This window comes from Micromonospora sp. CPCC 205558, assembly GCF_036902955.1.
GTDB lineage: Bacteria > Actinomycetota > Actinomycetes > Mycobacteriales > Micromonosporaceae > Micromonospora.
Genome location: NZ_JBAKHR010000005.1, coordinates 338,500 through 360,934 on the forward strand (window position 1 = coordinate 338,500; position 22,435 = coordinate 360,934).

The 22,435-nt window shown below is 70.7% G+C and carries 22 protein-coding genes and 1 other RNA gene; 7 read left to right on the forward strand and 16 right to left on the reverse strand.

Features of this window, described 5'->3' with window-relative positions; translation table 11 throughout:
• The first annotated feature begins 110 nt into the window (after positions 1-110).
• Positions 111-917, forward strand: a complete 807-nt coding sequence (locus V6U86_RS06605; RefSeq protein ID WP_334499571.1) for a helix-turn-helix domain-containing protein — start codon at positions 111-113, stop codon at positions 915-917.
• Entirely contained in the window at positions 904-1,095 is a 192-nt protein-coding gene (locus tag V6U86_RS06610) for a DUF397 domain-containing protein (protein WP_334499573.1), read from the forward strand. The genes V6U86_RS06605 and V6U86_RS06610 overlap by 14 nt, the downstream gene beginning before the upstream one ends.
• Before the next feature lie 53 nt (positions 1,096-1,148).
• Here V6U86_RS06610 and V6U86_RS06615 read toward each other — a convergent pair whose 3' ends face one another.
• A complete protein-coding gene (locus V6U86_RS06615) occupies positions 1,149-1,901 on the reverse strand; it encodes an alpha/beta fold hydrolase (RefSeq protein ID WP_334499575.1) in 753 nt (250 codons plus the stop codon).
• A 62-nt stretch (positions 1,902-1,963) separates the two neighbouring features.
• Here V6U86_RS06615 and V6U86_RS06620 point away from each other — a divergent pair, with 62 nt between their 5' ends.
• Positions 1,964-2,491: a PadR family transcriptional regulator gene (locus tag V6U86_RS06620; protein ID WP_334499577.1), complete on the forward strand. Its 528-nt coding sequence runs from the start codon at positions 1,964-1,966 to the stop codon at positions 2,489-2,491.
• Between the two features lie 93 nt (positions 2,492-2,584).
• On the opposite strand, the gene rnpB is transcribed toward V6U86_RS06620, so the two are convergent.
• An RNA gene (gene rnpB / locus V6U86_RS06625) (RNase P RNA component class A) lies at positions 2,585-3,001 on the reverse strand.
• A 127-nt stretch (positions 3,002-3,128) separates the two neighbouring features.
• On the opposite strand from rnpB, the gene V6U86_RS06630 reads away from it, so the two are divergent.
• Entirely contained in the window at positions 3,129-3,890 is a 762-nt protein-coding gene (locus V6U86_RS06630) for a sulfite exporter TauE/SafE family protein (RefSeq protein ID WP_334499578.1), read from the forward strand.
• A 187-nt stretch (positions 3,891-4,077) separates the two neighbouring features.
• Here V6U86_RS06630 and V6U86_RS06635 read toward each other — a convergent pair whose 3' ends face one another.
• A complete protein-coding gene (locus V6U86_RS06635) occupies positions 4,078-5,310 on the reverse strand; it encodes an MFS transporter (RefSeq protein ID WP_334499580.1) in 1,233 nt (410 codons plus the stop codon).
• 54 nt (positions 5,311-5,364) lie between these two features.
• Here V6U86_RS06635 and V6U86_RS06640 point away from each other — a divergent pair, with 54 nt between their 5' ends.
• On the forward strand, positions 5,365-5,826 hold the full coding sequence (locus tag V6U86_RS06640) for a MarR family winged helix-turn-helix transcriptional regulator (protein WP_334499583.1): 462 nt from the start codon (positions 5,365-5,367) through the stop codon (positions 5,824-5,826).
• 232 nt (positions 5,827-6,058) lie between these two features.
• Here the strand turns inward: V6U86_RS06640 and V6U86_RS06645 are convergent, their stop codons facing one another.
• Entirely contained in the window at positions 6,059-6,949 is an 891-nt protein-coding gene (locus V6U86_RS06645; RefSeq protein ID WP_334499585.1) for an NmrA/HSCARG family protein, read from the reverse strand.
• 86 nt (positions 6,950-7,035) lie between these two features.
• Between V6U86_RS06645 and V6U86_RS06650 the strand changes: the two genes are divergently transcribed.
• On the forward strand, positions 7,036-7,575 hold the full coding sequence (locus tag V6U86_RS06650; protein ID WP_334499587.1) for a TetR/AcrR family transcriptional regulator: 540 nt from the start codon (positions 7,036-7,038) through the stop codon (positions 7,573-7,575).
• Between the two features lie 636 nt (positions 7,576-8,211).
• On the opposite strand, the gene mctP is transcribed toward V6U86_RS06650, so the two are convergent.
• The 7 genes from mctP to V6U86_RS06685 form a co-directional block, all read right to left on the reverse strand.
• Positions 8,212-9,861 carry a monocarboxylate uptake permease MctP gene (mctP, locus tag V6U86_RS06655; RefSeq protein ID WP_334499589.1) on the reverse strand — a complete coding sequence of 550 codons (1,650 nt, stop codon included), beginning with the start codon at positions 9,859-9,861 and terminating at the stop codon, positions 8,212-8,214.
• Entirely contained in the window at positions 9,861-10,103 is a 243-nt protein-coding gene (locus V6U86_RS06660; RefSeq protein WP_334499591.1) for a DUF3311 domain-containing protein, read from the reverse strand. The genes mctP and V6U86_RS06660 overlap by 1 nt, the downstream gene beginning before the upstream one ends.
• A 159-nt stretch (positions 10,104-10,262) precedes the next feature.
• The gene (locus tag V6U86_RS06665) at positions 10,263-11,474 is read right to left on the reverse strand and encodes a bifunctional RNase H/acid phosphatase (RefSeq protein ID WP_334499593.1); all 1,212 of its coding nucleotides are present in this window, start codon (positions 11,472-11,474) and stop codon (positions 10,263-10,265) included.
• A 3-nt stretch (positions 11,475-11,477) separates the two neighbouring features.
• The gene (locus V6U86_RS06670) at positions 11,478-12,215 is read right to left on the reverse strand and encodes a zinc ribbon domain-containing protein (protein WP_334499595.1); all 738 of its coding nucleotides are present in this window, start codon (positions 12,213-12,215) and stop codon (positions 11,478-11,480) included.
• On the reverse strand, positions 12,205-13,041 hold the full coding sequence (locus V6U86_RS06675; RefSeq protein WP_442934892.1) for a Nif3-like dinuclear metal center hexameric protein: 837 nt from the start codon (positions 13,039-13,041) through the stop codon (positions 12,205-12,207). Before V6U86_RS06675 ends, V6U86_RS06670 begins: the two co-directional genes overlap by 11 nt.
• Before the next feature lie 118 nt (positions 13,042-13,159).
• Positions 13,160-13,732, reverse strand: a complete 573-nt coding sequence (locus V6U86_RS06680) for a flavoprotein (RefSeq protein WP_334499599.1) — start codon at positions 13,730-13,732, stop codon at positions 13,160-13,162.
• A gap of 16 nt (positions 13,733-13,748) precedes the next feature.
• Entirely contained in the window at positions 13,749-14,978 is a 1,230-nt protein-coding gene (locus V6U86_RS06685) for a helix-turn-helix domain-containing protein (protein WP_334499601.1), read from the reverse strand.
• A 248-nt stretch (positions 14,979-15,226) separates the two neighbouring features.
• Here V6U86_RS06685 and V6U86_RS06690 point away from each other — a divergent pair, with 248 nt between their 5' ends.
• Complete coding sequence (locus V6U86_RS06690; protein WP_334499603.1) at positions 15,227-15,898, forward strand: bifunctional DNA primase/polymerase; 672 nt, start codon at positions 15,227-15,229, stop codon at positions 15,896-15,898.
• 263 nt (positions 15,899-16,161) lie between these two features.
• On the opposite strand, the gene V6U86_RS06695 is transcribed toward V6U86_RS06690, so the two are convergent.
• The 5 genes from V6U86_RS06695 to V6U86_RS06715 are packed head-to-tail and all read right to left on the reverse strand — an operon-like array spanning position 16,162 to position 22,410.
• A complete protein-coding gene (locus tag V6U86_RS06695; RefSeq protein ID WP_334499935.1) occupies positions 16,162-16,884 on the reverse strand; it encodes an FAD:protein FMN transferase in 723 nt (240 codons plus the stop codon).
• A gap of 49 nt (positions 16,885-16,933) precedes the next feature.
• Positions 16,934-17,512 (reverse strand): FMN-binding protein, encoded by a 579-nt coding sequence (locus V6U86_RS06700; protein ID WP_334499605.1) that lies wholly within the window; start codon positions 17,510-17,512, stop codon positions 16,934-16,936.
• A gap of 13 nt (positions 17,513-17,525) precedes the next feature.
• Positions 17,526-18,944, reverse strand: coding sequence for a ferredoxin reductase family protein (locus V6U86_RS06705; protein ID WP_334499607.1), 1,419 nt, complete (start codon positions 18,942-18,944; stop codon positions 17,526-17,528).
• Positions 18,941-20,323, reverse strand: coding sequence for a DUF1501 domain-containing protein (locus V6U86_RS06710; RefSeq protein ID WP_334499608.1), 1,383 nt, complete (start codon positions 20,321-20,323; stop codon positions 18,941-18,943). Before V6U86_RS06710 ends, V6U86_RS06705 begins: the two co-directional genes overlap by 4 nt.
• An 8-nt stretch (positions 20,324-20,331) precedes the next feature.
• Positions 20,332-22,410: a DUF1800 domain-containing protein gene (locus V6U86_RS06715; protein ID WP_334499610.1), complete on the reverse strand. Its 2,079-nt coding sequence runs from the start codon at positions 22,408-22,410 to the stop codon at positions 20,332-20,334.
• Between the last annotated feature and the right edge of the window lie 25 nt (positions 22,411-22,435).

Genomic DNA, 22,435 nt, shown 5'->3' on the forward strand with positions numbered 1-22,435 from the left:
TGGAGACCACTACGCTCGGAAGGTGCTTTCGGCATCCGGGGTGACCTGGCCTAACAGGGCCCTGACGTGTGGCCCCTCGGGTAGTCGATCTCCGATTTGAGGAGCGTTGAATGGCTGACGTGCCGAGTCCTCTCGCGGACTTCATCGTGAGCGAGATCCGCCGCGCTCGCGGAGCGTCCGGGATGACCCAGGAGTCGTTCGGCCGAGCAGCAGGCTTCAGCGCCTCGCACGTCAGCGCCGTGGAGAGCGGCACCCGGGCACTGACGATGGACTTCATCCGGGGAGCGGATCGCGCCTTCAACAACGACGGGTTGTTCGGACGCCTAGTGGTGAAACTCGGCGCACCGTCGTGGTTTCTGCCGTGGCTGGACGCCGAGCGCGGCGCGCGACAGCTTCGTCTCTTCGAGCCACTACTGATCCCGGGCCTACTCCAGACCGAGAACTACGCCCGCGTCGTGATGCGCTTGAACGACCTCATGTCAGCCACGGAGGTCGACCAACAGGTCAGCGCCCGGATGAGCCGACACAAGATCCTGACCGGTGACACGCCACCGCAGGTGGTGGCCGTGCTGGATGAGTCCACGCTTCGCCGGGCCGGTGACGAGCACGCCGGCATCATGGCCGAGCAGGTCGCCCACCTCGTCACCGTCGCCGAGTTGCCGCACGTTCACATCCACGTGATCCCGGCGGGGGCCGGCCTCCACATCGGGCTGTCCGGACCGTTCGCGCTGGCCCGGGCCGGCGACGGAGCCTGGGTCGGGCACCTCGAAAATCAGCTGGGCGGGATCGTGGTCGATACCGATGATGGACTACATACTCTTCAGACGAGGTGGGAGAACGTGAGGAACGAAGCACTCCCGCGCCGACAGTCCAACGAGCTGATGAAGGAAGTGCACAGCCATCATGGATCTCACTGACGCCATCTGGCGCAAGTCCCGGCGCAGCGGCTCGTCCGGGGGCAACTGCGTCGAGGTGGCAAGGAACCTGCCCGGTGTTGTGGCCGTCCGCGACTCGAAGGACGTGGCCGGTCCAGCGTTGACCTTCGCCCCGGCAGCCTGGGCCGCATTCGTTACCCAGGTCTCCGAGCGGCGATAACCGACGCCAGACGTGTGGAAGCGCCCGCCCCGACGCCAGGCGGGCGCGACGCCTTAGGCCCGTAGTGCCGTGGCTGTGGCCGCGACGAAGCCGTCGGGGTTGTCCAACATGATGTTGTGGCCGGCGTCCGGTACGGCGACCACCCGCACGCCGGCGTCAGTCAGTGCCCGCGCACCGACCGGCTCGTTGTCGGCCGGGTGGAGGTATGTACGCGGCATGGGCAGTTCGAGGAGCAGCTCACGCATGGTGGGGGTGGTGCCCCGGCCGAGATGCGCCGCAGTGCGATACAGCGCCTCCGCACCGGTAAGGCGCATCGTTGCCGCCCAGGCCGCGCCGACTCGGGTGAGCGTCTCGGCTCGGCCGTCGCCGTTCACGAACTGCTCCTCGGTGTAGCGGGCGCGGATGCCGACACCCGGAGGCTGCGGGTCGAGGGTGGCGTCGACGAGGACCAGCGCGGAAACAAGGTGCGGATGGCGGGCGGCCAGGACGATGGCGACTGCGCCACCCATGCTGTGAGCGATCACCTCCGCACCACTGACCTCGGCTGCTGTCAGCGCGACAGCCAGGAGATCGGCGTGCTCCTCCAGGGTGTACGAGGCGTCGGCCGGTCGGTCGCTGATGCCGTGCCCGAGCAGATCCAAGAGCAGGCTGCGCCTTCCGGCAAGGGCGGGGTTGGTCGCCACCGTCGCGTAGTACGCGGGCGAGGTGGCACCGAGCCCGTGCAGGTAGACCCGAGTGGGTTCGATGCCGGGGAGTTCCACCCAGCGGATCGTCGTGCCATCTGGTCGCACCTGGGCGCCGCGCATCACGTACCTCCTGACCAATACCTCGCCGTCGAGGTATCACGTTGCCGAGGTAAGTTAACACGGTGTTGGAGTTCGCGATACTGGGCTTCCTGGCCGACGCCCCGCTGCACGGGTACGAGCTGCGCAGACGCGTGGCGGCACTCACCGGCCACGTCCGGCCGATCGCCGACGGGACGCTGTACCCGACGATCAAACGCATGGAGCGCGCGGACCTGCTGCGTCGCGACGTACAGGCTGGCCAGACGGCGGCACCACGGCACGTGCTGACCCTGAGCGCCGCCGGGCACGCGGAGTTGCGGCGTCAGCTCCGCACACCCGACGAGCTGTTCATCACCGACGAGAACCGCTGGTTCACACTGCTGGCGTTCCTGCACCATCTCGACGACCCCGCAGCCCAGGGGGCCGTGCTGCACCGCCGGCTCGACTTCCTCACCCAGCCGGCAAGCTTCTTCTGGGACGGCGACCGACCGCTGCGCGCGGACGACTTTCCCGACAACCCCTTCCGCCGGGGGCTGTTCCGCATCGCCACCGCCACCAGCCGCACCGAGATCGCCTGGCTGCGGGAAATGCTGACAGCACTCACACGATGAGGTGTTGCCCACGACCGGGCGACGGAGCCACGCAGCAGCACCCGAGTAGAGCCGAGCCCACTCCCTGATCACGGTCTCTGAGCTGGTGGGCGACGGACGAGTCGACCTGTACGCCGGATTCTGTGCGCGGCGCGTACCCACAAGGGGTTTGCGCCGGCGGCGGCCATCCATCTCGGCCTGCCGTTGCCGACAGGCTCTAGCGGCCTACCCGCAGACATCGGGCGGGCAGCCCTCAAGCGTCTGCGCCGGGTCGTCATCTTGCGATGACGGCCCTTGCTTGGCCTTGCTCCGGGTGGGGTTTACCGAGCCACCCCGGTCACCCGGGGTGCTGGTGGGCTCTTACCCCACCGTTTCACCCTTACCGTCCCCGTTGGGGTCGGCGGTCTGTTTTCTGTGGCACTGTCCCGCGGGTCGCCCCGGGTTGCCGTTAACAACCACCCTGCCCTGTGGAGTCCGGACGTTCCTCGGCGGCGGGCCGAAGCCCGCCGACGCGGCCGCCCGGTCGACTCGTCCGTCGCGCTCTCATCCTAACGACGAGCGTGCTGCCGGTATTGCCGCCCCGCCTGGGCAAGATCGCCCAGCTCATGGACGGTCCGGCGAATCCCTCTCGCGAGGCGACGGCTAGCCTCGTGGGCCTATGGATCTCTCCCACGCCGCGCTGCTGCTCGCCGCCGGTCTCGCCGCTGGCACGGTAAACGCGGTGGCCGGTGGCGGTTCGCTGATCACCTTTCCGGCGATGATCGCGATCGGGTTGCCCCCGGTGCCGGCGAACGTCAGCAACTCCGTCGCCGTGTTTCCCGGGTATCTGGCCAGCGTGGCGGGCAGCCGGCAGGACCTGCCGCGCCCCCGTGCGCTGGCCACGTTGGTGCCCACCACCATCGTGGGCACGATTCTCGGGGCGTTGCTGCTGTTGGCCACTCCGGCCCGCGCGTTCGAGCTGGTCGTACCATTTCTGGTCCTCGGCGCGACAGCGGTCCTGGCCTTCCAGGACCCGCTGCGCCGGCTGGTCGGTCACCCCCGGGACCTGTCGCCACGCCAGCGGACGGTCACGGTCCAGACGATGGTCGCGCTTGGTGCGGTGTACGGCGGGTACTTCGGTGCGGCTCTCGGGGTGATGCTGGTGGCCGGGCTGGCCCTGGTGCTGGACGCGACCCTGGCGCGGGTGAGCGCGATCAAGAATCTGCTGTCCGCGGTGGTGGGGTTGACGACGCTCGTGGTGTTCGCCCTGTTCGGCCCGTTGAACTGGGCGGCCGTCGCGGTGGTCGCGCCGGCCACCCTTATTGGGGGGTACGCGGGCGCCCGGCTGGTCCGTCGGCTGCCGCCGGTGGTGCTCAAGACGGTGATCGTGGTGTTCGGCACGACGATCGGCCTCTACCTGCTGTGGCGCGCCCTGAACTGAGCCGCCCACCCGCTCCCCCACCGCCCGGTACAGCCCGGCAGCGCCCGGCACCGCCCGGCACCGCCCGGCACCGCCCGGCACCGCCCAGCGCCAAGATCCTCACGGCTTACCGGGAAACCGCTGCGTCGACGCGGGTTGAAGCAACGGTTTCCCGGCAAAGCGTGTGGATCTTGGAAACGAACCGGGGTCAGTACGCTTCGCCGACCGGCTCCTCGGCGGTCTTTTCGGCATTCGCCGCGCTGCGGTTCCAGCGGGACCAGAGCACCCGCTCGCCGTAGCCGGCGGCCATCACGTGCGCGAAGGCCAGGTAGACGAGCACACCGACGGCGAGCACCCCGAAGCCCACCCAGAACGGCAGTGACAGCGACTGCTCGGCGAGCTTGCCGGAGATGATCGGTGCCGGTGCGGCGGCGCCCCAGCGGACCAGGTTGAACGCGCCGGTGGCGACGCGCCGGTCGCTGGAGCCGAGGCCGAGCGCCAGGTCGGTGAGGTTGGCGTTGGCCATTCCCATGCAGAGCCCGGCGATCACCAGCACCACGAGCGCCTCGGCGGTGCTGGTGGAGGTGGCGAAGAGGACCATGCAGACCAGCAGCCCGGCGATGGCCACGCCGACTGTCTGCACCGCGCCGATGCGGTGGGCCAGCCGGTGGCCGATCACCAGGATGCCGGTGGCCAGGCCGAGACCCCAGCCGGTGAACGCGAGCCCCAGCGGGATGATGTCCAGGCCGAGGAAGAGCGGCGTGTAGCCGAGCACCACGAAGAACACGAAGTTGTACGCGCCGGTGACCGCGCAGAGGGCGATGAACGCCGGTCGGCGGTAGGTGGCGAAGATCTGGCCGACGCGTACCGGGGCCTGCCGGTTGGTGGGCTCGCGGAGTTTGCGGGAGGCCACGCCGAGGGCGAGGACCATGAAGACGCCGCAGACGAAGAACGGTAGCCGCCAGCTGATCTCGCCGAGCAGGCCGCCGATCAGCGGTCCGACGGCGAAGCCGAGGCCCAGGGCGGTTTCGAAGAGGCCGACCACCCATTCCCGGTCGACGGCCAGGTTGACCAGCACCACCATGGCGGTGGCGAAGAACATCGCGTTGCCCAGCCCCCACACGCCGCGCAGCACGGAGAGCTGCACGATGTTGTCGCTGAACGACGCGAGGATCGCGGCGACGCCGACCACGGAGACGCCGGTGATGAGCACCGGCTTGAAGCCGAACCGGCCGCTGGCCAGCGTCGCCGGGATCATGCCGACGGCCATGACCGCGATGTACGCGGTGAAGAGCAGCTCGACCTGCCAGGCGGTGACGCCGATCGCGTCGCCGATGGCGGGCAGGATCGGGTCGACGACGGCGATGCCGGCGATGGCGAGGAAGGCCACCAGTGTGGTGGCGTAGATGGCACTGCGGTTCGGTTCGGAACGCCGATCCACTCCGACTCCTCAGATAGCTGTATCGTACAGGTATTTATTCTGTATCATACAGCTATGAGCGACGACCGTGACGAGAGCACCCTCGGCCAGATCGAGACCGAGGTGGCCCTGCTGATGCGCTTCGGGGAGGCGACCCGGCGAGCCACCGGCACCGCCGAGCACCGGGTGCTCGACCGGGCCGCGTACGTGATCCTGCGGCACCTGGACAACGCCGGCCCGCAGAACGTCTCCGCGCTCGCCGCCCAACTCAACCTGGACGGCTCGACCGTGACCCGGCAGGTGTCAGCGCTCCAGCGCGACGGGCTGATCACCCGTACCCCGGACCCGTCCGACGGCCGAGGCACGGTCATCTCCGCCACCACCGCCGGCCTGCAACGGATGGCGGCGGTGCGGTCCGCACGGACCCGGCTCTACGGCGACATGCTGGCCGACTGGACCACCGATGACCGGGAAACCCTGGCGCGGTTGCTGACCCGCCTCAACCACGCCCTGGTGAACCGCAACCGCCGCCGCTGACCGCGCGCGGCGGTGTCGTGGAACGACTCACCGCGCCATCTACGCCAAGATCGCGCAAGATCCTGGCTGTAGTGGCCTGCTGCGCGGCCCAACACCACTACAACAACGATCGAGCACGATCTTGCGGTGAACCCGCCGAGCCCGCCCGGCCGCCCGCCCGGCCGGCCGGGCGGGCGGGGCGAGCGGGCGGGCGGGCGGGGCGGGCGGGCGGGCGGGGCGAGCGGGGCAGGCTTCAGGAGAACGTCCGCCGCGCCCACGTGCGGAAGTCGGTGGTGGGCAGGCCGAGAGCGCGGGCCATCTCCGGACGGGCCGGGCTTCCGTTCTCGTTGATCTGCTCGACCGCCTTGACCATGGCGGGCAGCAGGCCGCGCTCGACGGCCTCCTGCGGGGTGAGCACGGGAGCGGTGACCGCCCGGCCGGTGACCTCACTCAGGATGGCCGCGATCTCGGTCATGGTGAGCAGGTCGCCGGCGAGTTCGACGTCCAGGCCGTCGAGCTTCCCCGGATTGGTGAGCGCGACCGCCGCGGCTTCGCCGATGTCGTTGACGGCGATCCACGGCATCCGCGTGTCCGCGGCGAAGCCGGTGATGATCGTGCCGCTGGACCAGTCGCCGAAGAGGTAGGACCAGCCGAGGAGATTCTCCATGAAGGTCGAGGGCTTCAGGATGGTCCAGTGCGCGAAGCCACCGGAGCGCACCATCTCGTCGATGGCGGCCTTGCTCTCCCAGTAGTGCGTGTCCCACCGACCCTCGGCCCACCCGGGCTGGTTGCGGTGGAAGTCGCCGGCACCCGAGACGCTGCTGTGCACGACGTGCGACACACCGGCCCGGCGCGCTGCCTCGATGACGTTGCGGCCGCGGGTCACCTCGGCGTCGCCCTGCATGTCCGTCACGTCCGGATACGGGATGGAGAAGAGGCCGTCCATCCCGTCCGCCGCGGCCAGCAGCGACTCCATGTCGTCCAGGTCGCCCTTGACCAGTTCGGCGCCCCGATCCCGCAGCGCCTGGGCGCTCTCGGCGCCGGGATCACGAACCAGGGCGCGAACCGGGACGCCACGGTCGAGCAGGGCTCGGGCCGTGGCCCCGCCCTGCTTGCCCGTCGCGCCGATGACGAGAACAGCCATGATGCCTCCCACGAAACAAGTGGGGTAGTCCCCCACTTTCCGTCGGCTACGATACGGGGGGCCACCCCACTTCTGCAAGGCGGGTCATGAGAGCGGACGCACAGCGCAACTACGACCTCATCGTCACGGCGGCGTCCGAGGCGATCGCCCGCGACGGCGCGTACGCCTCGCTGGAGGAGATCGCCCGATCCGCCGGGGTGGGATCGGCGACCCTGCACCGGCGCTTCCCCACCCGGTGGTCGCTGCTCCAGGCGGTCTTTCGCGGCTGCATCCGCAACCTGGCGGCGCGCGCCGGAGATCTGCTCGCCGAGCCGGACGCCCTCGACGCGCTGACGACCTGGCTGCACGAGGTCACCGCGTACGCCACGACGACCCGCGGCCTCGCGGAATCGCTCCTGAACGAGCCCCCCGAGGAGACCGAGGCCTGCGGCGCGATACTCGTCGCCGCCGGTGAACAACTGCTCCGCCGAGCCATCGACGAGGGTGCGGTACGGCCCGACATCACCATGGCCGACCTGATCATCCTCGCCAACGGCATCTCACTCGCGGCGCAACCGATGGGCGCGGCCAAGGCGGAACAACTGCTGACCCTCGCACTCAAGGGAATCGGCCGATCACAACCGTAGGCCGCAGAAGCACCGCCGGCCTTGGTGGACCGACGCGAGAGTTCCTTCCACCACCAAGATCGCGCATGGTCCTGGTTGTAGTGGCCTCCCGCGCGGCCCTACGCCACTACAACAACGATCGAGCACGATCTTGGTAGCCAAAGCGCGTCAGGTCGCCGGCCCGGCCCGGCAGCCCTCGCTGACCCGCCAGCCCTCGCTGACCCCGGCAGCCCTCGCTGACCCCCCCCAGCCCTCGCTGCCTACGTCGGGGGGCGCATGATTCGTTTGCGACATCAGCTCGATAGCGCCTGAAGCCACCTCACCGCCGCGACAACGACCCCCACCACGACGACCCCCACCACGACGACGATCACCCCGCCGACGACGGGCCCCAGACGACGGCCTGAACACAGACGACGGGCCCCAGACGACGGCCCCAGACGACGGCCTGAACACAGACGACGGGCCCCAGACGACGGCCCCAGACGACGGCCTGAACACAGACGACGGGCCCCAGACGACGGCCCCAGACGACGGCCTGAACACAGACGACGGGCCCCAGACGACGGCCCCAGACGACGGCCTGAACACAGACGACGGCCTGGACACAGATACGCCCGGGCACCGACCGGCGTCGGCACCCGGGCGTACCAGCGGTCAGGCGACCGGCTCGCGGGCCGAGTCGGCGTCGCGCTCGGTGCCCGGGGTGACCCGAGGGTCGCCCTCGTCGGCGAAGTAGTCGTCCGGCTCGGTGCCGTCGACCCCTTCCTCGACCTTCGCGGCCCGCAGCGCCAGCGTCACCAGCGCCGCCACGGCCAGGTTGACAGCCACCGCCACGATGCCGACGTAGATCGTCTTGGTCGTGTCGAACCCGAACTCCGACAGCGGGAACGCCGAGCCGCCGAAGTGCTTCCGGGTCGGGCTGGCCACCTGGTAGAGCATCCACATGCCCAGCCCCATACCGACCACCCAGCCGACGATCAGGCCGGTGCGGTGGAACCAGCGGGTGTAGAGGCCCAACGCCACCGCCGGCAGCGTCTGCAGGATGATCACACCACCGATCAGCTGGAGGTCGATGGAGAACTGCGGGTCGAGGAACACGATGCAGGCCACCGCGCCGACCTTCACCACCAGTGAGGTGATCTTCGAAACGTTCGCCTCCTGGGCCGGGGAGGCGTCCCGCTTCAGGTACTCCTTGTAGATGTTGCGGGTGAACAGGTTCGCCGCCGCGATCGACATGATCGCCGCCGGCACCAGCGCACCGATGCCGATCGCCGCGTACGCGACACCGGCGAACCAGTCCGGGAACTGCTGGTCGAACAGCAACGGGACGATGGTGTTGTTGTCCACCGAGCCGGCCGAGTTGCCAGGCAGCGGCTTCACGCCGGCCGCGATGGCCATGTAGCCGAGCAGCGCGATCAACCCGAGCAGCAGGCTGTACGCGGGCAGCGCCGACATGTTCCGCTTGATCACGTCGCGGTTCTTACTGGCCAGCACACCGGTGATGCTGTGCGGGTAGAGGAAGAGCGCCAACGCCGAGCCGAACGCCAGCGTCACGTACTGAAGCTGGTTGTTGCCGTTGAGCAGGATGCCGTCGTTCGGGCTGGGCGAGGCGTCGAACTTCGCGTCCGCGGCGGCGAAGATGTCACCCCAACCGCCCAGCTTGTACGGCAGGTAGACGACCGCCACCAGGATCACGATGTAGATCAGGCTGTCCTTGACGAACGCGATCAGCGCCGGCGCACGCAACCCCGACTGGTACGTGTAGGCGGCCAGGATGGCGAACGCGATGATGATCGGCAGGTGCCGTGCGATCGTGCTCTCGCCGGTCACCCCCATCGTCTTGAGCACCGCCTCGATGCCGACCAGCTGCAACGCGATGTACGGCATGGTGGCGACGATGCCGGTGATCGCGATCAGCAGCGCCAGCACCGGTGAGTCGAACCGGTTGCGGACGAAGTCGGCAGGCGTGACGAACCCGTGCCGGTGCGACACCGACCAGAGCCGCACCAGCACCAGGAAGACCAGCGGGTAGATGACGATGGTGTACGGCACGGCGAAGAACCCGGCCGCGCCGGCACCGAACATCAACGCCGGCACCGCCACGAAGGTGTACGCGGTGTAGAGGTCACCGCCGACCAGGAACCAGGTGATCCAGCCGCCGAAGCTGCGCCCGCCCAACCCCCACTCGTCCAGGTGCGCCATGTCCTTCGGTGCCCGCCACCGGGCGGCCACGAAGCCCATCACGCTCACCAGCAGGAAGAGGAACGTGAAGACGATGATCTCGGTGAGGTGGTCGCGCCACATCAGGAACCACCCCGCTTCTTTGTCATCTGGTAGACCAAGGTGGTGGTGCCGACGCCGAGCAGGATGAAGGCCAGTTGCAGCCAGTAAAAGCGGGGGAAGCCGAAGACCCGGGGCGAGTCGCCATTGAAGAAGACCGGGACCAGCGGCACCACGATGGGAATGAACAGCAACCAGTTCCAGGGGCTGTGGTCCTTCGCCCTGGTCGGCGCCGTGGTGGGCGCCTCCGGTTCGGGTGCAGCCATCTGACACACCTCCGGGTAGTCGTGGCTCTCGATGTAACGGCCGGAGGCTACGACTCTGTGATGGCGGTCACCTGACCCGCTCGGAGGGTGCTGCGCCGAACGGCCGGCCGGCTGCGCCGAACGGCGCGACCGACCAGCCTGACGGACGGGTGCGGGGGCTCAGCCGATGGTGGAGAGGTGGGCGGTGTCGTTGACCGTACGCACGGCCACGCCGCCGTCGGGCCACATGTCGAGCACCGAGATGCCGGCCGCGTCCAGGAAGAGCCGGTGCAGGAAGCCGTCGCCGGCCGCGAGGGCGTCGCGCAGCAACAGCTTGATCGGCGAGACGTGCGAGACGACCACCACGGTCTCACCGGGGTACGCGGTGAGCAGCCCGGCGATGACGCGGTGCGCGCGCTCGGCGACGTGGGTGAACGACTCCCCGCCCGGCGGCGCGACCCGGGGTGAGGCGAGCCAGGCATCCATCTCCCCCGGCCACTGCTCGCGCACCTCCGCGAAGGTGCGCCCCTCCCACTGGCCGAAGTTGCACTCGATCAGGTCGTCCTCGGTGCGGACCGGCACGTCACCGAGCGCCCCGGCGATCGACGCCGCGGTGGCCGTACACCGGGACAACGGTGAGCTGAGCACGGCCGCGACGGACGGAGCCAGCTCGGCCACTCGGGCACCGGTGGCGCGGGCCTGGGCCCGGCCGCGCTCGGAGAGCGGCACGTCGCCGCGCCCGGAGTAGCGCCGCTGCTCCGTGTACGGGGTCTCACCGTGCCGGACCAGGATCAGCCGGGTGGCGGTGAAGGTCGGCCGTGGCTCCCAGGAGGCCGGCGCGGTCGCCGGGTCACTGCCGATTGCGGGCTGGCCGGGGGCCGCAGCCGCCGCAGGACGGCCCGGGGAATCAGCCGCCGCAGGACGGCCGGTGGGCGCAGCCGCCGCAGGACGGCCGGTGGGCGCAGCCGCCGCAGGACGGCCCGCGGCGGCGTCCATGGCGGCGTTGGCGAGGGCGTCGGCGTGCCGGTTCTGCTCGCGCGGGATCCAGCTGAACCGGACCGCGGTGAACCGGCCCACCAGCGCGGCGGCTTGGGCGGCGAGGGGCCGCAGGCCGGGGTGCTTGATCTGCCACCGGCCGCACATCTGCTCGACCACCAGCTTGGAGTCCATCCGGACGTCCACCTCGGCGGCGCCCAGCTCGGCGGCGGCGGTCAACCCGGCGATCAGGCCCTGGTACTCGGCGACGTTGTTGGTGGCCGTGCCGAGCGACTCGGAGCGCTCGGCGAGCACCTCGCCGGTCGCCGGGTCGCGTACCACCGCCCCGTAGCCGGCGGGGCCGGGGTTGCCCCGGGACCCACCGTCGGCCTCGACGGAGACCACCCGCGGCGCCACGACCTACAGGCCCGACTCGTTGGTGCGGACCATGATCCGTCGGCAGTCCTCGCAGCGGACCACGTCGTCGGGGGCGGCCTTGCGGATCCGGGCCAGGTCGGCGCCGGACAGCTCCAGGCGGCACCCGCCGCAGCGGCCCGCGGTGAGCAGCGCGGCACCCAGCCCGGTGTCCTCGCGGATCTTGTCGTAGAGGTTGACCAGCTCGCTCGGGAGGTCGGAGGCGAGCGGTTGACGTGCGCCCCGCTTGAACTCCTCCTCCTTGGCGATCTCGGCCAACGCCTCGTCGCGGCGCTGCTCGGTCGCAGCGCGCTTGTCCCGGGTCTCGGCCAGCCGCTGCTCCACGCCGTCCAGTACGCCCTGCGCGGTCTCCCGCTGCTCCATCAGCTCCAGCTCGGCGTCCTCCAGGTCGCCCTGGCGGCGCTTCAGCGAGACCAGCTCGTGCTGGAGCGCCTCCAGCTCGCGGGCCGGGCCGGTGCCGGCGGCCAGCCGGTTCTCGTCCTTCTCCTTGCGGGCCCGGACCTGCTCGACGTCCTTCTCCAACCGGGCGATGTCGCGGTCCAGGTCGTCCACCGCCACCTGGGCGCGGACCCGCTCGTCCTCCATCGACGACAGCTCGCGGGCCAGCGCCTCCAGCTCGGCGCGCTCGGGCAGCGAACGCCGGCGGTGGGCGAGCTGGGCGAGGTTGGTGTCGATCGCCTGGAGGTCGAGCAGGCGGCGCTGCACCTGAGGGTCAGCCTTCACGGTCGGGCTCCTTGTCGTCCACAGCGGGTGCGGCGGCGTGCACGGTCCACGGGTCGGTGTCCAGGTCGGACACCAGCGTCTCGACGTCCAGCGCCTCCCGGAGGAAGGCGGCCAGGTCGTCCAGCCACGGTCGTTCCGTCGCCCAGTGGGCGGCGTCGATCAGGGCGGGACCATCGGCGGCGAGGTGCTCGCCGGCCGGGTGGTGCCGCAGGTCGGCGGTGAGGAACGCGTCCACCCCGGCGGCGGTCGCGGCGCCAAGGAAACTGTCCCCCGACCCGCCGCTGACGGCGAGGGTACGAACCATACGCCCGGGATCCCCCGCCGCGCGAACTCCCCAAGACGTGACGGGAAGCACCGCGGCGGCGTGCCGGGTCAGTTCGGCGAGAGTCATCGGCTGGGGCAGCTCGCCGATCCGGCCGAACCCCCGGTCGGCGCCGTGGGCGGGCGAGCCGGGCGTGGGCCGCTGGAGTGGGCGTAGACCGGTGAGCCCGAAACGGGCGGCGAGGGCGTCGGAGACGCCCGGGGAGGCGACGTCGGCGTTGGTGTGCGCCGCGTAGAGCGCCACCCCGGCCCGGATCAACCGGTGGATGATCCGCCCCTTGAAGGTCGTCGCAGCGACCGACGACACCCCGCGCAGCAGCAGCGGGTGATGCGAGACGATCATGTCCGCGCCGGCGACGAGCGCCTCGTCGACCGTCTCGGGCACCACATCCACCACACAGAGCACCCGGCGGACCGGGGCGGCCGGCTCACCGAGCACCAGGCCCACCCGGTCCCACTCTTCCGCCCAGACCGGCGGAAAGCGCCGTTCCAGCTCGGCCACCACGTCGCCGACAGTGGGGGCGGATCCGCTTGTGCTCACGGCGGGCCAGCTTACCGGCGTGGCGGCCACCGGGCGGTGACACCCGGCCCGGCCGCGTCGGGCGGATGATCTGCCGGGCTCGCTAGGCGGCGCTCCACGAGACGGTCTGCAGCGCGGCCAGCGGCATCGCCCAGGGGAAGGCGTGCATGTGCTGTTCCCCCATTCCGGGCGGATGCAGAGCGATCACATCGTCGCCGAAGAGCACAGTGACGCCCCACTCGGCCAACCGGGCCACCCCGGCCCGAAACGCCGGGTGGCAGGCCATCGCCGCGTTGGTGTACGGCACCGCCACGATGGGGACGCCCTTGCCCTGGGCCTCGACCAACAGCCCGAGCGCCAGGGTGTCGGTGATCCCGGCCGCCCACTTGTTCACGGTGTTGACGGTGGCCGGGCAGACGATCATGGCGTCGGCGGGCGGCAACACGTCCGGGTCACCGGGATTCTTGTAGTGCACCCGCACCGGATGGCCGGTCTGCCGAATCAGGGCCGACTGGTCGACGAACTTCGCACCGTCCGGCGTGGTGATCACGCAGACGTCCCAACCGTCCTGTTGGGCGAGGTCGACCAGACGACCGACGTGTCGTGCCAGCGGCGAACCGCAGGCGATGACGTAGAGCACCTCGCGGTGCCCGCTGTTGCGCGCTGTACCGGCCATCAGACCGGCTCCGCGCTCATACCCCTACTCCCATGTGCTCAGCCAACTCCGCTACCGGAGAAGGCGGCGCACCACGTGTGCGACGGAGGATGTCGGACATCACCTCGTGCGCGATCGGCCGGCAGCGGATCTCCGACGGGGCGAGCCGATCACCGAGCAGCAGCATCTCGCCGGCGTTCGCCACGTCACCTATCTGGGCGTAGCCGCGGGCGATGTCGAGCAGGTGGTGGGCGCGGCGCTCGGGCAACAGCGCGTTGAAGGCCGGCTCCGCGATGCGCAGCTGGTGCACCTCCACGGCCCGCCCCCCGTCACCCAACTCCACCGCGGCGGCGGCCCGGTGCAGCTCGACGTTCGTCGGGCCGAACGACGTCCAGTAGTGGTTGTGGTCGCCGCCGAGCAGGGTGGCGGCCTCCTGCGCGCAGTTGATCAGATCGTCGACGCTGGCCGAGTCGCCGATCCGGGACGCCGCCATCGCGCCCTGGAGCAGCAGCATCCCGTAGACGGAAAGGCGGGCCGGGGAGACCTCGTTGCTCCCACCCGGTGCCAGCCGGTTGGCGATCTGGACGTTCAGCTCCAGCGCGGGGCGGGCCCTCCCCATCGCGACCAGGGCGTTGCACACCCGGGTGGTGGCGATCCCGGCCAGCAGCGGGTCGTCGGCCCGCTGGGCCACCGCCATCGACCGGTCGGCGGCCAGCCAGGCGAGCTCGCACTCGCCGAGCTTGCGCAGCACCGAGGAGGCGATCTGATAGACCTGACCGAGCAGGTGGGCGGCCTCGGCGGCCCGCTCACCGCCGTAGGCGGCGTCGGCCGCCTGGGCGTCGCGCAGCAGCTTGGGCAGCGCCCGGGTGAGCATCCCGTAGCGGCCGTACTGATAGGTGAGCCAGGCGTGGTTGACGGCCTTGCGCATGTCGTCCATCGGCGGCGGGAACGGCGCCGCGTCGAAGTACGCGCTCATCGAGTCGTAGCGTTCCAACGCCGCCCGGATCTCCTGCACCTCGACCTGGTCGATGCAGTTGAGGGCGTCTGCGCGCCGCTCCGGGTCCTTACCCAGCAGCAGCTGGACGTCCATCTGGAGGATGTCGGCGATCTCATAGAGGACGGAGAACTTGTCCAACCGGCGGACGCCGCGTTCGACCTTGTCCACCCAGCTCTTGGACTTGCCCAGCCGGTCCGCGAAGACCTGCTGGGACATCTTGCGTCGCCCCCGCCAGTAGGCCACTCGCCGTCCTATGGGTAGCTCGTCCATCTCCCCATCCTCCCCTGCCACCGACGATTGATCGAGTCGGGGCGATGTCCGTGGGCCCGGCGGCTGCTGTTCACTTTCAGGTTTGAGCTGGTCGCACAGGATGTGCGTCAGCCGTACAGCTGGTCCTCGTACTTTTCGTGCAAGTTGCACGAGCCGTTCGTCAACCTCAACGATCGTGGGTTACGGCAGTGACGGTGCTCGACATGCGACCTGGCGAACGCCGGGACCGACGAGAGGAGTGGGCACACATGTGGGGGAATGTCGGACCGCGCGTCGCCGAACTGTCGCCGCTGGAACGGGTCCGGCTGCGCCGGGTCGCCATCCGGTACGCCATGCACGGCTGGGAGGTCACACCGGGCGCCTGTCTGGCCCGCAGCCGCTTCGTCTGCGGGCGGGCCGGCTGTCCCACAGTGGGCTGCCATCCCGCCCTGGAGAACTGGGAGCTCGCCGCCAGCGCCGACCCGGCCCGGGTGGCCACCTGGTGGCGGAGCCGCCCGCACGGCGTGCTGCTCCCCACCGGCCGGGCCTTCGACGTGCTGGAGGTGCCCGCCCACCTCGGCCGGCACGTGCTCGACGCGGTCCAGATCCACCCGGCCGGCACCGGCGTACGCGGGCCGGTGCTGGTCACGCCCACCGGGCGGTGGATGTTCCTGGTCCGCCCCGGCGACCCGCTCCGGCCCGAGTTGGAGCACTGCTTCCACGTGGTCCGGCACGGGCCGGGCTCGTGGATCCCCGCGCCGCCCACCCGGCTGCCGGAGGGCACGGTCCGCTGGGCGGTCGCCCCCGAGCAGGCGCGCTGGCAGCTTCCGGATTCGTACCTCGTGCAGAACACGTTGATCGGGGCGCTGCGCGCCGCCGGGGTGACGCTCGCCCCCGACCTGCTCCCCGGTCACCTGCCGCTGCCCCGACGAGGCATGTGAAACCAGCCCGGTCGACGATTCGATTCGAAGCCCGACAGCGTCGCCGGGGCGCCGGTCCTCGTTGAAAGGGAGACGGTGCGAACGCGCGCCACGAACGGGGGAACGATGTCCACCAACGACAGAGCGCCTCACCCCGGCGGGACCGAGCCGCCCCGGCGCAGCCACCCAGGGCGTCGCTGGGCCGGCACCCGACCGTCCGGCTCCCGCCCCGGCCGCCCCCGACCCACCGGCTCCCGCCCAGCCGGCACCCACCGCCCTCTCCGCTAGTCCGTCAGGGGGAGGTCGACGGACTGGTACTGGCGGGCGTTGTCGGTTATCGCCGCGTGGGTGTGATCGTCCAGGCGGGCCAACCAACCGAGGCCGGGGGTGCCCATGGCCAGGGCAGCGGTGGCGTACGCGTCGGCCACCCCGAGGTCGGTCCCGACCACGGTCACCGAGCGCAGCCCACTGGCCGGCGCTCCCCGGCGCGGGTCCAACACGTGCCGGCCCCGCTCGTACACGCCGGACGTGGCCACGGCCAGGTCGGTCCCGGCGAGCACCAGGCAGGCCGCCGTCGCGTCCCACGGGTGCCGGATGCCGATGCGCCACGGCTCACCGGACGGCGACAGGCCCCGCACCCGCACGTCACCACCGGCGTTGACGCAGTGGTTGACGGCACCGGCGGCGACGAGGCGGTCCGAGGCGACCTGAGCCGCCCAGCCCTTGACGAAGCCGGACGGGTCGAGCCGACCGGTGGCGTACGCGTCGAAGAACCCGTCGGTGGCGCCCCACAGGTCGGCGCAGGTCTCCAACACGTACCGCAGGTCCGCTGACGCTTCGGACAGCAGCACCTCACCCCGGTCGAAGCGGCACACCTCGCTGGCCGGCTGGTAGGTGCTGAACCGCGCGTCCACCTCGTGCATCCAGGCGAAGACCTCATCCGCCAGCTCGCGCAGGGTCGCCGGGGGCAGATCGTCGGCGAGGTCCACTGTGATGGCCGTACCCATGATCTGTTCGACCCGGCACAGCCCGGGTCGGGTCAGTGTGGCCCGCACGTCAGAAGGCCTGCTCGATGGCGGACCGCAGTGACTGCTTGTAGGAATTGCTGGTCTCGGTGGCCCCGGAGACGGTGTTGAGGTTCGCGTTCTGCTTCTGCACCACCTCGCCGCCGCTGCCGTCGTAGCGGTCGCGGACGTCGCTGCTGTGGATGTCGGATTCACCGCCGCTGGGCAGCGACAACGCCACGGCCTCGACGATCCGGTTACCCGAGACGACGATCTGCACCTGCACGTACCCGTACTCGTTGTCGAAGCCGTTGCCGGTGACCCGGCGGGTGCTCGACTGGGGTGCCTTGGTGGTGGTCCGGGGTGCGGCCTTCGTGGTGGTGCGCGTGCCGGACGGGCGAGCGGTGTTCTTGGTCGGCTTGGGCGACGTGGGCGCGTCGGCGGTCACCGACGGCGTCGGCGGCGCGCCCGACGGGTCGGCGCTCGGCTCGACCTCCTGCGGGGTGGGATCGACCGGCTGGGCGGTCGGCAGGTTCTGGGCGACCTGGGTGGCGCCCGGCGAGCCCTTGAACACCACCAGCGCGGTGGTGCTGGCGGCCAGGCCGGTGATCGCGAGGAACGCGCGACGCATGGGTATGCCCTTCCTACAGCTCGAACGTGGCCAGGTGGATCTGCCGCCGGGGCACGCCGGCCCGCCGCAGCGCCCGCACCGACTGTTCCACCAGCCCGGGCGGCCCGCACAGGTAGACGTCGCGCCGGGCCACGTCGGGCACCAGTTGGCGCAGCCCGTCCGGGCTCATCAGCTGCCGGGGGCCGGGGTCGTCGCGGGAACCGATGACGTACCAGACCGAGGTGTTCCGCTCCTGGGCCAGCCAGTCCAACTCTCGGCTGAGCAGCACGTCGGCCGGGGTGCGGGCCCGGTAGATCAGCGCGGCGCCCGGCGGCAGCTCCTCCAGCATCGCCCGGATCGGCGTGATGCCGCTGCCGCCGGCGATCAACAGCGCCCGCTCGCGGAGCCGGTGCGCGGCGGTGAAGGTGCCCGAGGGGCCTTCGGCCCAGACCCGGGTGCCCGGGTCCAGGTCGCGCAGGTCGGCGGTGTGGGTGCCGACCACCTTGACGGTGACCCGCAGCCAGCGGCCGTTGGCGGCGGCGGAGACCGAGAACGGGTGCGACTGCCACCAGCAGCCCCGGGTGAGGAACCGCCAGCGGAAGTGTTGGCCGCCGAGCATCGCGAGCCGGCCGAGCCGCTCCCCGGTGAGGTAGATGGAGATGGTGTCGGGGCTCTCGGCGACCACGTCGGCGACCCGCAGCCGGTAGCGCAGGTTGAACGCCAGCGGCGCGATCACCCGACCCCAGAGCAGGGCGGCGACGACCAGGAGGTAGAGCGCGATCCAGCCGGTGCGCACCGGGCCGGGCTTGTACAGCTGCGCGCCGTGGGTGAACTGGTGGCCGAAGCCGAGCAGCAGGATCAGGTAGCTGGACAGGTGCAGCAGGTGCCACAGCTCGTAGGGCAACGCCCGTCGGATCGCCCGGATGCTGCTGAACCCGACCAGCATCATGATGCCGGTGGCGGCGAACGCCGAGACCATGTCCTCGTAGTCGCCGAGCAGCGTGCCGACCTCGGCGAGGATCGACTGGTTACGCAGGTCGGCGTAGCCGACGAGGATCAGCGACATGTGCGCCAGCGCGGTGACCAGCAGGGTGGCACCGATGTCCCGGTGCCAGCGGGCCGTGTGCTCGCCGCCGATCCACCGTTCCAGCACCGGTAGGCGGCTCATCATCAGCACCTGCACCAGCAGCAGGTAGCCGGCGACCAGGCCGGTGATCCGGCCGGCCGCGGTGATGGTGGTCGCGGTGGTCCGCAACGATCCGGCGGGGGTGCCCAACCACCACGGGAGCACGCTGGCGAGCAGGCCGATCAGGAGCAGCACGCCCAGCAGCCGTCGGCCGCCGGGTCCGCGCCGGGCCGGCACCTGCGGGGGTACGGGAGCAGCCGACCGGCCGCCGTGCCGGGACGAGGTCCCGGTGCGGCGGCCGGTGGCGTGGGTGTGCGGGTACGTCACGCGTACAGCTTCATCGGGGCGTACTTCTGGCGAGGGAAGACCTTGTCGACCTCCGCGTTGGTGAGCCCGAACCGGCCCTGGGCCACCGCGCCGTAGACGTTGAACATGTTGTTGTACTCCGGCACGTCACCGGAGTCCAGCTTGTCCAGGCCGTTCCAGGTGCCGAGCAGCGAACCGGCCAGCTTCTTGCCGGAGAGCAGGGTGACCACGCCGCCGTGTCCGTGGTCGGTGCCGCCGGTGTTGGAGCTGACTCGCCGGCCGAACTCGCTGGACACCATGATCGTCACGTCGGCGGCCTGCGGGCCGAGATCGGTGAAGAACGCGGCCATCGCGCTGGCCAGTTCGTTCAACCGGCGGTGCAGCTGGCCGCCCTCGCGGGTGCCCTGGTTCTCGTGGGTGTCGTAGCCGCCCATGCCGACCGTGGCGACCCGCACGTTGGCGCCGCCCTTGATCAGCTGGGCGAGCTGCTGGAACGCGTTGCCGACGCCCTCGTACTTGACACCCTCGGCCGGCTGGTACGGCTTCGCGGCGAGCTTCTGGGCGGTGGCCAGCGCGCCCATGCCCTCCTGCACGGCCTCCTCGACCGGGTGGTTGATGCCGGTGAAGAGCCCCTTGATGGCCTTCTCGGTGGCGGCACGGAACCGCTCGTCACCGTTGAGCCGCAGCGAGCCGACCCTGCTCAGCGAAAGCGCGCCGTTGTTGCCGACCAGCGAGCGGGGCAGCGTGCTGCCGACACCGACGCTGCGGAACGCGGTGCCCTTGCCCAGGTTGTCGACGAGCCCGTCGAGCCAACCCCGGCCGCCGGTCTCGTTGGGCAGCCCGCCCAGGTTGCAGGCGTCCGCGGCCTGGAAGTGGCTGCGGGACAACCGCTCGTCCGAGACCGCCGGGATGAAGCCCAGCTGACCGGCCGTGAGCCACTTCTCCAGCGGCTTGAACGCGCTGGTCAGCTTGAAGCCCCGGCCCAGGGCCAACGAGTCGTTTCCGAGCAGCAGGTCGGGGCGGGCCTTGGCGAGCACCGGGTCGTTGTCCGGAGCGACGAGGCTCAGCCCGTCCAGCCCGCCGTAGAGGAAGACGTGGATCAGGGTGCCGGTCTTGGTCGCCGCGAACGACGCCGAGGTGGTGACGAACTGGGCGGTGGCCAGCGCGGTCGCGGTGGCGGCGGCACCCGCGACGAAGGTCCGTCGGGTCACGCCCCGCCCGTCCTGCTGGGCCTCCTCCAGGTCCTCCAGGGTGCGGTACCTGTCGAACTCGGCGGCGTTCTCGGCGGCGACGATGTCGGCCTCGGCGCGCAGCAACGCCTCGGCCGGGTTGTCGGCCAGCCGTCGCACGTCCGGGCATTCGGGGTGCAGGGGGAAAGAGTTGTACACAGTCTTCTCCATCGGGTGCCTCACCGGAGGTGGTGCTGGGGGGAAGCGAGGATCGCCCGCGCGACGGCGGTGATGGCCCCGTTGAACGTGGCGTCGACCTTGGCGGTCGCCGACACACCGGCCACGCCGAGGATGAGGTTCTTCTCCCGCGTGCTCAACTTCTGGCCCACCAGCCGCAGGGAGAGCGCGTCCACGTACGCCCCGGCCGTCGCCGGAGGCTTGGCGACCAACTTCTCCGGCGCCGTGTACGTGAAGGTGGTGCGGTAGCCGGCGAGGATCTCGCCCGCCTCGTTCCAGCCGTTGACCATGGTGCCGGCCGAGGTCCAGGCGACGTAGACGTCCGGGTAGCCGTCCGGCGTGGGCTGACCCATCGGGTAGTGACCCAACTCGCGCAGCTTGTCGTTGATCTGGCGCAGCCCCCGGGCGTACGGGGTGCGCTTGCTGTCGCCGTTGTTGTGCTTCGGCGACGCCTCGGGCGAGACACCCAGGGTGCGGTACGTGGCGACCAGGTACTCCATCGGCCGGCGCACCTTCTGGCCCACACCGGCCCAGAACTCCGAGGAGCAGAAGAGCGTCATCAGGACCGGCTTGATCATGCCCTTGTTGGTGGTGTACGTCTTGGCCAGCCGGTCCACCAGGGACTTCGGCGGGGTGTCCGAGACGAACCGGGTGGCCAGGCTCTGCGCCACGTACTTCGCGGTCGACGGGTGCGTCGCGATGTAGGTGATGTACGCGTCGATCGCCGCTTCGGCCTTCTTCGGGTCGGCCGAGTTGTTGGCGTGGGTGAAGCCGAGGATCTTCACCTTGCCGACGTAGTGCTGCTCGGGCCGGAAGACGTACTTGCCGTCCTGGACGCCACGGCCGGTCTGGAGCATGGCGGCCTGCCGGACGTCCGGCTCCTTGTAGCCGCCGTCGACGCCGACCGAGTAGAGCTCGAGGTTCTCCCGCGCGAGGTTCTCGTTGATCGCGTCCTTGCGGGAGTCCTTCTGGTTCAGGTAGATCAGCAGCGCCGGGTGCTTGTTCGCGGCGACCAGCATCTCCGGGTAGCTGCCCAGGGCGTGCTTGCGGACGACGTCCTGGTCGAACGAGTTGCGGTACACCTCGCCGCCGTCGAAGTCCGCGGCGACGTGCAGGAAGTCGTTCCAGAAGTCGACCATCACCTCGAACAGTTGGCGCTTGGACCAGATCTGCCGGGCGATGGTGGCGTCGACCATCTCCTGGTCCGGCTGGGCGCCCTGGTCGTTGAGCTTGTCCCGCTGGTCGCGCAGCTGCTGCACGGAGAGCTTCTGGGTCGGCAGCTCGGCGAGCTTCAGCTCGCCCTTGCTCGGCTCCAACTTGTCCGGGTCCAGCTGGGCGCGGATCCAGGCGTCCATGCCCTCGCGCTTGATGTCGGCGACCAGCGCGGGCGTCACGCCGAAGGTGGCCCGCCGGGCCAGGTGCAGGATCGGGTCCTTCGCCAGCACCGTCTTCACGGTCACCTGGGTCGCCGCCGCTGCCGCCGCCGGGCCGGAGAAGGTGCGCCCACCGGCCGGCGCGTTCTTCTTCAGCGCCGCACCGGCGCGGGAGCCCATGTAGCTCTCGTTCTGCTCGGTGTAGGTGCGCACCGTGCTGGGCTGCTGGCCGCTGGGCCGTGCAGCGGTGCCGTCGGTCACCGTGCTGCCGGTCGCGTCGCCAGCCGCCGCCTCGCCGCCGAGGAGGCCACGGATCTGCGGGGTCATGGCGAGCGCCGCGCCACCGGCGACGACGGCGGCGGTGCCGCCGAGGGCCACCATCGCCTTGCGTCGGCCGACCTTGCGACCCGGCTCGTCGTCATCGTCGAGGGTGGGCAGTCCGGTGCCGGCCGGGCGGGCCGGGGCCGGGCGGCCAAGGCCCTCCGGGCCGATCCACTGCGGACCGCGCGGGGCGGGTGCGGGCTGCCCGGCGTACTGCTCACGCGGGTCGGCCGGCGCGGCGTAGCCGCCCTGCTGGGGGTGGGGCGAGTCGTAGCCGTAGGGCGCGGGCGGGTGGGGGTCGCCGTAGCCGTCAGCGCTGTGGTGCTGGTGTCCGTCCCAACCGCGGTCGTCCCGCGGCCGACGTGGTGGCACATTCTGGTCGGCCATGTACCAATCCCGATTTCTGATGAGC